This window comes from Chroococcidiopsis sp. CCALA 051 (genome assembly GCF_003015105.1).
Classification (GTDB): Bacteria; Cyanobacteriota; Cyanobacteriia; order Cyanobacteriales; family Chroococcidiopsidaceae; genus Chroococcidiopsis; species Chroococcidiopsis thermalis.
Genome location: NZ_PYCI01000193.1, coordinates 1 through 10,307, shown reverse-complemented (window position 1 = coordinate 10,307; position 10,307 = coordinate 1). Strand labels below are relative to the sequence as shown.

Sequence of the window (10,307 nt, the reverse complement as noted above, 5' to 3'; positions counted from 1 at the left end):
CCCCAACAACCAACAACAATATTTACTTCAACGCGGGAAAGATTAGAACTTAGTCTAGAGAATTTGACTTCTATTCCCTTAGAAATTGACATTTTTCGAGAAGATAAGAAACGAGAACTATTGCACTTAATTCTTCAGAAAATAGAGGATATCTTAGCAGATTTACGCTTTTCTCAAGTCCAGAGCGATCGCCTTCCTGTAATGCAAGCCGCTATTTTACGGGATTTGTGGCAAGAAACAACTATAGATTTTTTTGGGAGATACTCTACTTTATTAGTGGGGGGAATTACTGTAGATTTTGTCAATAGTTTGTTACAAGCTGAAATTGTCGTACAAACAGCAATTTTAGATAAAATTCCTCTCGTCAACGATCTATTTTCCTATCTACTATTTGCTACACCTTTAGTTATCGATAATACTTCCTTTGCGGCTGAAAGTTTGGAGGCGAAGGAAAGAGCGGAAATAATTCTACAGAATTTGATAATTCAAGTTGCAAATGCTGTCGTACAGCCACTTTTGAATCAATTTGCCGAACTAGAAGTTATCAAACAAAATTATTACGATCGCCGTTTAATTTCCACAAGGGAGATAGAGCGATTCAGGAATAATTTATCGTGGAAATATCGGGCTAGAACATATTTTGAAGAACCTCGCCAGGTTTTTGAAAGCCGCTATGAATTGTTATTGCTAGCCCCGCGTGGAATTGCTAAAGTATCAATTTACGCGCCTCGCGATCGCGAATTAACGCGACTTTCAGGAATTCCTTTAATCGTAACTTTAGCTCTCGAATTACGAGATGCGATCGCACCTCGCCTACAAGCAGTAGTATCGTTTGTAGGGAAAGGAGTGATTTTTGTTTTGACCCAAGTTGTAGGAAAAACAATTGGTTTAATTGGCAGAGGAGTCTTACAAGGTTTGGGTAGTTCTTGGCAGGAAAGTAAGAATAAAAGGTTGTGAAAGGCAACTTTTCGGCGATCGAGCATTGGGGTTGTGATACCGTCTGATGCACTGAGACAATTGATCTAAACGATACAATCAAACAATAGCCGACTTAAGAGGTTAGCATGGTTCAAGCAACGGAATATCTTTATGTTGTTCGAGATGATGAGATTCTACATGGAGAACCTATCATCCGAGGAACTCGTACACCCGTCAGAGCAATCGTTGAAACTTGGCGCATGGGTATTGCACCAGAGGAAATTCCCAAAGGGATGCCGCACCTAACATTGGGGCAAATCTTTGGAGCATTAACTTACTACAGCGACCATCAAGACGAAATTAATCAATATATTGAAAAAAACCGCATTCCTGACGAATTGATCGATCCATTAGTTATAGATTTGTGAGTCGCATATTTATTTGTCTGTATTTGGATGAAGATGTTAATGTATTGGTAGCTGACTTGCTTCATGCAAGAGGCTTTGATGTCATTACTACACGAGATGCCGGGCAACTTCACGCAACTGATGCAGAGCAGCTTGCCTATGCTATAAGTCAAGCAAGAACTCTGGTTACTCACAACAGAACTGATTTTGAGGAACTCATACAGAAATATTTTGATTTGGGACAGACACACTACGGAGTAATTTTTGCAGTTCGCCGTTCTCCGCAAGAGATCGCACAAAGATTACTCGCCATTCTCAATCAAATTACCTCGGACGAGATGCAAAATCAGGTTCGATATATTTAGTGACGGTTACACTACCATAAACTTCAAAATATTGTCCCGCTATCTTGGCTCAAGATGCTAACAGATAAGCTTTAAGTTGCTGTTACCACCCACCGAGGACTTGGGGCTGAACGGTGCCCATCACTCGCCGCAGATAACCTCTGCCTCATAGCCAATCAACTCTCGGCGGTCGGTGTGCATGGGCGTTGTTAGACGGCTTTAAGCCTTAGCTATATAGGATTGTCAGCGCATACAGCAGTTCACGACTGCTCTGTATATTTCTTCCACCAATCTTTCCGCACCTTCGCCATCGTATTAATAAACTGCTGATGAGACTCAAATAAATTCATAATCGGCTTGATATCCGCATGATGTAAATGGTATGTCATAGCTGAGCGAAAAAAAGCCATCATTAGCAGATCATTTATCTGGCGAGACGCATGTGCTAATTCATCTGATCTTGCATCTTCAAAAGTTTTCTGTAATCTATTGTGGATAAGCTTTAACCCTGTAGCATCTTGGTGGGCTAGATGGCTTCCAATGCCATAAGTGTAAGACAATAGGTATCGAAGAGCATCAAAGTTTTTAAGACCAATATCATCTCTAGTTAAGATGTTGGCAATTTCGTTAAACGCCCATCTCTGCTCAAGCTGTTTTCTATTTTCGCGAGGATAGTTATTGTAAAGTTCAGCTAACTCAGCCTCTTCAATCAAGGTTTCTCTAAGTATTGCGTATTCATCTGATGTCGGATTATCTACATTCTGGAGGAATGAGCGTATTCTTTGTTGGTGCTTGATCTCGCCTATGTTAGGGAGATGTAACAAGTATTCCTCTGACTTAGATATGTAGTCGTTCTCATCTCCTAAACACAAGTAAATGTACTTAATGGTTCCTTCGATTACTGAACGTAACAGAATTTCAGCATCCCAAAGTTGAGCATTGGCAATAAGTAGAAATGTACTGTTAGTGGTTTGATTGCAACTTACAGTCAAATAGCGAAGTATCCACTGAGTTCTTGGATCAATAGATGGTTTTTCTAGTAAAAACTGAGATGTCAAATCAAGATAAGAGTCAACGACCTCATTACCCTCAGATGCCCACTGAGTCAATAAATCATAGGTGTCTACCATAAAGTGTCTTAGGAAGAATACTCAGCACTCATTTAGATGCCTTAATTCTAGACGCTCATTCAATACATTAAATATCTCTGAATCACTTTTAAAAACAGGATGAAGATATTAAAATTTATCTGTAGTTTTTCTGTGACATTTCATCAAATAGCGTCACAAATTCATCCCCTTATGTTATTTCGGTAAAAGCGATCGCGGATATTTTAACTTCAATTTAAGCTATTGCGATCGCAGCATAACTAAATCAAAACAGCTCCACCCAAGTAAGCAATTCTATTTCCACGTCCTAGCACTCCAAAGCTGACGTAGAATCTTAAAATACCAAGGCAAACTGCTTGCGAATGACACGATTCCATCCTTAAGATTCTAGCTATGATTGCTTCCCCTCAACAGTCCTACCTCACCCCCGAAGAATACCTCCAACTGGAGGATGCGAGCAACATCAAGCACGAATACATTGATGGGCAAGTCTTCGCTATGGCTGGGGCAAGCGATCCCCACGTTACCATTGCCGGAAACCTATTTGCGCTGCTCCGTAGCCATGTTCGAGGTTCCAATTGCCGTGTCTATATTGCTGACATGAAAGCACGGATTGAATCGCTGAATCGATTCTACTATCCCGATGTCATGGTGACTTGCGATCCGCGCGATCGCGAAACCTCTACTTACAAGTGTTTTCCTAGTCTGATTGTCGAAGTCTTGTCCGATTCTACTGAAGCCTTCGATCGCGGTGACAAATTTGTTGATTATCAGGAACTAGAAAGCCTACGCGAATACGTATTAATTAACACCAAACGGCAGCGAGTTGAGTGCTTCCGACGTAACGAGCAAGGGTTATGGGTATTGCAGTCTTACACGCCACAGCAGACAACATTTCGGCTCGATAGTATTGGTTTTGAGTCAACCTTAGAAGCACTTTATGAAGATGTCACCTTCACCACAAGTCAATAATTTTTTGTTCCTCCCTTTTTCAAGGGGGGCTAGGGGGGATCTTTCGTAAGTGGCGTAGTCCTGCGATCCCCCAACCCCCTTAAAAAGGGGGCAGTAGAGCGGTTGCACATGGGGCGATCAAATCAAAATTCCGGCAATCATTCCCCCTAATAACAGAAAACCCAACCAAACATTCTGGCGAAACATTTCTCCGTAAGCAGGATTTGGTAACTGCGGATCGCGCAACCGAGTATATTGCCAAATCCAGCCAGATGCAGCCAAGACTAGGGTAATCCAAAAACCTAGATGTAGGTGCATGACGACACCTAGCCAACCCAAGAATAAGACAGTACCAGCAAAGAAAACTGCGATCGCTTCTGGGGCGTATTTACCGAAAAATAAAGCGCTGGAATTCACGCCAATGCGCTTGTCATCTTCGCGATCGCTCATGGCATAAACTGTATCAAATCCTAGCGTCCAGCATAAAGTTGCACCCCATAGCAACCAAGTTGCCTTATCTAAACTTCCCGTGACGGCACTCCAGCTAATTAATACGCCAAAACCCCAGGCAATAGATAACACCAACTGAGGGACGGGAAACACTCGCTTTGCCCCTGGATAAAGCAAAATAACGGGTACGGCGGCGACACACAGCCAAAAGGATAATTGGTTTAAATATAAAGACAAAACAAAAGCACAAACTAAAGCAATTAAACCAACTACAATTCCTACTCGGATAGATAAAGCGCGGGAAGCAAGAGGACGATTGCGAGTCCTTTCCACTTGCGGATCGATATCTCGATCCCAAAGATCGTTCGCTACACACCCAGCAGCACTGGTGGCAAAAGTACCTAAGACAATGACTCCTACTAGTAGTAAGGGTGGAGTCGCTCTCGCTGCTAAAAACACCGCCCACAGAGCGGGAATCATTAAAATTAAACGTCCTTCTGGCTTATCCCAACGTAACAGCCGGATAATTTTCAACCAGGTTGGTTCGGAACTCTGTTGTGGTGCGATCGTATTCATGGAAAAATGGTAACTATAGGCAGATGTAATGGTTCGTATCTTTTTCCCTAATTAGAATAGCGTGAAGTTTGGGTAGAAAAAACTCAATAACTTCATCTCAATAATTGCCGTTCAGTCGTTGCCGTTAATTACCAGTAAATCTAGATGGTTGATTCTGTTTTCACTAGCTGGCAGAGTATTCCCGCTCAAATTGTAGAGCAAGCACAGATCCTCGCGGCGATCGACATGGGGACAAACTCTCTGCATATGGTAGTAGTCAGTATAGAGCCGAAACTGCCAGCTTTTACCATCATTACTAGAGAAAAAGAAACTGTCAGGTTAGGCGATCGCAACCCAGAAACGGGAGAATTGAAACCAGAGGTGATGGCAAGGGCGATCTCTACGTTACGCCGTTTTCAAGACATTGCCAAGAGCTGCAACGCTCATTCTATTATTGCTGTAGCGACGAGCGCTGTCCGCGAAGCACCCAACGGACGCGAGTTTTTACATCAAGTCAAAGAAGAAATCGGCTTAAATGTTGACTTAATTTCTGGGTATGAAGAAGCACGTCGCATTTATCTCGGCGTACTATCGGGAATGGAATTTAACAACCAACCCCATGCCATTATCGACATTGGTGGTGGTTCAACAGAAATCATTTTGGGAGATAGCCACGAACCACGTTCTCTCAGTAGTAACAAAATTGGAGCTGTCAGACTTACCTCGGAATTCGTCACTACAGATCCGATTACTAACAGCGAATATCAATATCTTCAAGCCTACGTGCAGGGAATGTTAGAACGTGCGGCGGAAGACTTGCACGCACACTTACAGCCAGGGGAAATTTTCCGCTTAGTGGGAACTTCTGGCACGATTGAAACGGTAGCAACAATTATTGCTAGAGAAAAAACGGGTACAGTACCGTCTCCCTTGACTGGGTATGAATTTAGTCTGAGGGAATTGCGGCAATTAGTCGATCGCCTGCGGAAGCTAAATTACAGCGAACGGGCAGCAATTCCAGGGATGAACGATCGCCGTTCGGAGATTATATTAGCAGGGGCGACAATTTTACAAGAGGCGATGACGCTGTTAGAAGCTGAGACATTAGTAGTATGCGAGCGATCGCTGCGAGAAGGCATCATTGTAGACTGGATGCTGACTCACGGTTTAATTGAAGATCGTTTGCGCTATCAAAGTTCGATCCGGCAACGGAGCGTGATTAAAACAGCGCAGAAATACCAAGTAAATTTAGAACATAGCGATCGCGTGGCTTCTTTTGCCATGAGTTTGTTTAACCAAACCCAGGAAATTTTACATCAATGGGGTTTAGAAGAACAAGAATTGCTGTGGGCAGCGGCAATGTTACACAATTGCGGACACTTTATTAGTCATTCTGCCCATCATAAACATTCATACTACTTGATTCGACACGGTGAATTATTAGGATACACCGAAACAGAAATTGAAATTATTGCCAATATTGCCCGCTATCACCGGAAAAGTAACCCGAAGAAAAAGCACGATTCCTATCGCAGTTTACCCAGCAAACGCGATCGGCAAATTATCAATCATTTAAGCGCTTTTCTCCGGTTAGCCGTGGCTTTAGATCGCCGTCAAATTGGTGCAGTGAAGCGCGTGCGCTGCGATCGCCATGCAGATTCAAAAGAATTTTACTTGTATCTAACTCCGTCTCAACCCAATGATGATTGCGCTTTAGAATTGTGGAGTTTGGATTATAAAAAGGCGTTATTTGAAACAGAATTTGACGTGAAGTTAGTAGCCGCTTTAGAACCTGCAACAGTATCAGTTCGTTGAGTTTTATTTAGGTAAGTAACCATTTTGCGAATAGTCTCTTTCTGAGTTTTCATAGGCTTATCAATATATAAGTGAGAAATAGTTTTAGGAATTTGACGAGTCAGGAGAGCAAACCGGCAATAACCCAAGCACCTGCAATAACTTACTGAGAAATAGTTGTATTTAGAGTACTCCCAAAAGTCGGAGAAAATTCACAACTTGATTTTTTGCGCTGATTTTGAGTAAATCGCAAGTTAAAATACCATCTTGGATTTAGCGTGGACGCGATCGCTCTAAGTTCTAGTTACCCCTCCCCTCATTTGCGGTTTGCGGGTATGCTGTAGCGAGAAAAAGTATAGTTTGTTGGTTGACAGTTAACGGTTGACAGCGACTAGTGGCTGGTGGCTGGTGGAACCAGAATTGCTTCCTTGTTCCCCCTTGTCTCCCTTGTCTACCTTGTCCTCCTACCCCTTAGCCCTTAAATTTCTATGGCTTTATTAAAACGTCAAATGCTTAAACTTCTGATGGTAGGTGTAGCTGCTTGTGCAGCAGTAATTGCTATACCCATTAAGGTTCTCGGCGTGCAACCCAATACAGCCGTAGAGGATGGAATGAATTTGTGGCAATCCTTCTGTTTAGGAATAATCCAAGGGTTGACAGAGTTTTTACCAATCAGCAGTACGGCGCATTTGAAAGTTGTGCCAGTCGTACTGGGATGGGGAGATCCTGGCGTTGCTTATACTGCCGTGATTCAACTCGGTAGTCTTGCCGCAGTACTATGGTACTTCTGGAAAGACTTAGCACAAATCGTCACCGGAACCGCTAAGGCGATCGCTAACTCAGATTATGATTCCAGAGAATTTGGCACGGCACTGGGCATTTTCTTAGGTACGATTCCCATCGTATTTTTTGGTTTGCTGATTAAAATCTTTTATCCTGGCTATGACAAATCGCCCTTACGCAGCTTAGCAGCGATCGCGGTGTATTCAATCGTCATGGCTTGTTTGTTAGGGCTGGCAGAGATTTTTGGCAAGCGCAAGCGCAAATTTAACGAACCTACAGTTAAAGATGGCATATTAATGGGGCTGGCTCAGACACTTGCCTTATTTCCGGGCGTATCTCGTTCTGGTTCTACACTGACAGCCGGACTATTTCTGGGATTAGAGCGAGCCAAAGCCGCTAGATTTTCATTTTTACTTAGTATTCCTGCCATTGCAATCTCAGGTCTGGTCGAATTGAAAGATGCTTTAGAAGCCGGACTAGAGAACGCGGGAATTCTAAACTTGATTGTCGCAGTCGTTTCATCTGCCGTTTTTTCCTACTTCGCGATCGCTTGGTTGTTACGTTTTCTCCAAACTCAGGATACCTGGATCTTTGTTTGGTATCGACTCATCTTTGGTGCAGCGATTCTAGCTGCGATCGGGTTTGGAGTGTTATCTAATGTTTAGTGAGTGGTGCATGGAGAGAATTCGGAATTCGGAATTCGGAATTCGGAATTGGTAATTTGGTAATGGGTACTGGATAATTGGTGGTTGTTGGTTGTTGGTTGTTGCACCTGAAGTTCACCTGCACACAAAGCTCACCTGCTCCTCTACTCTCTGCTCCCTCATATAAGCGACAATTTTAGAGTAGCTAATAGCCAAACGGCGATCGCCCTCTCGCTAGTCATGAGTGACATCACTATTCGTCCTGCCCGCATTTCCAAGGTTTTACCAGATTCCATCGCTGCTGAGATTGGCTTTGAACCAGGAGATGCGATCGTATCCATCAACGATACTCGTCCGCGTGACTTAATCGATTATCAGTTTTTGTGTGCTGATGAAGTGCTGCAACTGGATGTCTTAGATGCAGCAGGTAAAACTCATACGGTTGAAATTGAGAAAGACTACGACGAAGATTTAGGACTAGAGTTTGAGACAGCCCTGTTCGATGGGTTAATTCAGTGTAACAATCGCTGTCCGTTCTGTTTTATCGACCAGCAACCTCCAGGTAAGCGACAGAGTTTATACCTAAAGGATGATGACTATCGCCTTAGCTTTCTTTACGGCTCATACCTGACACTGACAAACCTCACCCAAAAGGAATGGCAGCGAATCGAACAAATGCGCCTGTCTCCTTTGTATGTCTCAGTTCACGCTACCGAACCTGAAGTTAGGGTGCGGCTGCTAAAAAATCCTAGAGCCGCTCAAATTTTAGAGCAGATTGAATGGTTTCGAGAACGAAGACTGCAAATTCACGCTCAAGTTGTTGTTTGTCCTGGGATTAACGATGGCATACATCTGGAAAGAACGTTGCTCGATTTAGCAAAATTTTATCTTGGCGATCCTGGGGAAGTACCAGCAGTTACTTCTGTTGCTGTCGTACCAGTAGGCTTGACACGGTTTCGTCCAGATGAAGATGAGTTAATTCCAGTGACTCCAGAAAAAGCAGCCGAAGTCATAGCCCAAGTCAAAGCCTTGCAGCAGAAATTTCGCCAGCAGTTAGGCACTAACTTTGCCTGGTTAGCAGACGAGTGGTTTTTGGTTGCAGGGGAGGATTTACCACCGCAATCTCATTATGAAGATTATCCTCAAATCGATAACGGTGTGGGTTCAATTCGCCTATTTTTAAAACATTTTGCTAGTGCAGCCAAACATCTTCCGCTGCAAGTCGAGCCATCACGCCGATTTATCTGGGTTGTTGGTAATGCCGTAGAAAAAGCGTTTCAACCAATTTTACAACAGTTAAATCAAGTAAATGGGCTGCGGATAGATATGGTAGCTCTGTGTAGTCACTATTGGGGACAAAAAATTTCTGTCACCGGATTACTCACAGGACAAGATTTATTAGAAGGGTTATGTGGTAAAGACTTAGGTAACGCGGTCATACTGCCTGCCGTGATGCTGAAGTATGGCGAAAACTGTTTTTTGGATGATATGACAATAGAAGAGTTATCTCATAAATTAAATATCCCAATTCTCCCAGTCAGGGGAGTTGAGGAACTCATCGATACTTGTATTAAGTAATGTCTAAAAATTTTGATATTTTTGCTTTCTTACCAACCCTGGTAAGGGCTAGGTCTGTGAATTTTTTAGTAGAGACGTTACTAGCGTCTCTACTTTTGCCTCTTGCTTTCTATTTACCTGCTACAGCCGCAGAAGAACCCGCAGTTTTAGCTGTAGTTAAAAGCGATGATAATGCTGCTCAGTGGACGGAAATTTCTGCGCGCTTGCAAGCAGCGGGAGTCAATTATTGCGTCGTCGATTTAGCTGCTGTCAAAAATGCTAGCGATTTGAGCGATCGCTCTGTTATCTTTCTACCTAACGTAGAGAATATTGACTTTAACCAAGCACTTGCCTTAGAAGCATGGATGAGCCGAGGTGGTAAAGTCATAGCCAGTGGTGCTGTTGGAAGTACGAGTCAGCCAGGGGTACGCCAGCTCTTGAGTTCGCTTTTAGGCGCGTACTGGGGATTTCCTCTAGATGCTCCCAATAACTTACAAACCTTACAGGGTAATAGTAAAGATTGGCTGGAGCCAGCCGGAAATGATGGTTTGGTGCAGGGAGGAGTTGTGATTCCCACTGGTGTGAATAGTAGACCGATCGCGATTTGGCAGTCACAAATAAATCAAGCCGCAGTCGTCAAAAGCGATCGCGCCACGGTTTTAGGTTGGCGTTGGGGTTCGAGTCACGTATCACCAGGAGACTTCGATCGCGCTTGGTTGAGAGCGTCTTTAAGTCAGTATATTTCCTTGCCTGAGTCGGCTACGGTAGCGCCGCAGAATTGTAGTAGTGCGGTGG

The 10,307-nt window shown here is 43.4% G+C and carries 10 protein-coding genes and 1 pseudogene; 8 read left to right on the top strand and 3 right to left on the bottom strand.

The window, feature by feature from the left end:
* The 3 genes from C7Y66_RS28560 to C7Y66_RS28550 form a co-directional block, all read left to right on the top strand.
* On the top strand, window positions 1-957 hold a 957-nt coding region (locus tag C7Y66_RS28560), incomplete at its 5' end, for a DUF3685 domain-containing protein (RefSeq protein ID WP_146149903.1).
* A gap of 107 nt (window positions 958-1,064) precedes the next feature.
* A complete protein-coding gene (locus C7Y66_RS28555) occupies window positions 1,065-1,346 on the top strand; it encodes a DUF433 domain-containing protein (protein WP_015153736.1) in 282 nt (93 codons plus the stop codon).
* Complete coding sequence (locus tag C7Y66_RS28550) at window positions 1,343-1,690, top strand: DUF5615 family PIN-like protein (RefSeq protein ID WP_015153735.1); 348 nt, start codon at window positions 1,343-1,345, stop codon at window positions 1,688-1,690. The genes C7Y66_RS28555 and C7Y66_RS28550 overlap by 4 nt, the downstream gene beginning before the upstream one ends.
* Before the next feature lie 239 nt (window positions 1,691-1,929).
* On the opposite strand, the gene C7Y66_RS28545 is transcribed toward C7Y66_RS28550, so the two are convergent.
* A complete protein-coding gene (locus C7Y66_RS28545; protein WP_015153734.1) occupies window positions 1,930-2,799 on the bottom strand; it encodes a DUF5677 domain-containing protein in 870 nt (289 codons plus the stop codon).
* A 372-nt stretch (window positions 2,800-3,171) separates the two neighbouring features.
* Here C7Y66_RS28545 and C7Y66_RS28540 point away from each other — a divergent pair, with 372 nt between their 5' ends.
* Complete coding sequence (locus C7Y66_RS28540) at window positions 3,172-3,750, top strand: Uma2 family endonuclease (protein WP_106548148.1); 579 nt, start codon at window positions 3,172-3,174, stop codon at window positions 3,748-3,750.
* A gap of 117 nt (window positions 3,751-3,867) precedes the next feature.
* Here the strand turns inward: C7Y66_RS28540 and C7Y66_RS28535 are convergent, their stop codons facing one another.
* Complete coding sequence (locus C7Y66_RS28535) at window positions 3,868-4,755, bottom strand: 4-hydroxybenzoate solanesyltransferase (protein WP_106548147.1); 888 nt, start codon at window positions 4,753-4,755, stop codon at window positions 3,868-3,870.
* Between the two features lie 144 nt (window positions 4,756-4,899).
* On the opposite strand from C7Y66_RS28535, the gene C7Y66_RS28530 reads away from it, so the two are divergent.
* Both C7Y66_RS28530 and C7Y66_RS28525 read left to right on the top strand, forming a co-directional pair.
* Complete coding sequence (locus C7Y66_RS28530; RefSeq protein ID WP_015153731.1) at window positions 4,900-6,549, top strand: Ppx/GppA phosphatase family protein; 1,650 nt, start codon at window positions 4,900-4,902, stop codon at window positions 6,547-6,549.
* A 467-nt stretch (window positions 6,550-7,016) separates the two neighbouring features.
* Window positions 7,017-7,976 carry an undecaprenyl-diphosphate phosphatase gene (locus tag C7Y66_RS28525; RefSeq protein ID WP_106548146.1) on the top strand — a complete coding sequence of 320 codons (960 nt, stop codon included), beginning with the start codon at window positions 7,017-7,019 and terminating at the stop codon, window positions 7,974-7,976.
* Here the strand turns inward: C7Y66_RS28525 and C7Y66_RS33165 are convergent.
* Window positions 7,973-8,104 (bottom strand): hypothetical protein, encoded by a 132-nt coding sequence (locus tag C7Y66_RS33165; RefSeq protein ID WP_255410081.1) that lies wholly within the window; start codon window positions 8,102-8,104, stop codon window positions 7,973-7,975. The genes C7Y66_RS28525 and C7Y66_RS33165 overlap by 4 nt on opposite strands.
* A 91-nt stretch (window positions 8,105-8,195) precedes the next feature.
* Here C7Y66_RS33165 and C7Y66_RS28520 point away from each other — a divergent pair, with 91 nt between their 5' ends.
* Both C7Y66_RS28520 and C7Y66_RS28515 read left to right on the top strand, forming a co-directional pair.
* A complete protein-coding gene (locus C7Y66_RS28520) occupies window positions 8,196-9,533 on the top strand; it encodes a TIGR03279 family radical SAM protein (RefSeq protein ID WP_015153729.1) in 1,338 nt (445 codons plus the stop codon).
* A pseudogene (locus tag C7Y66_RS28515) lies at window positions 9,533-10,307 on the top strand (glycoside hydrolase family 10 protein); the annotation flags it as partial. The gene C7Y66_RS28520 and the pseudogene C7Y66_RS28515, both read left to right, overlap by 1 nt.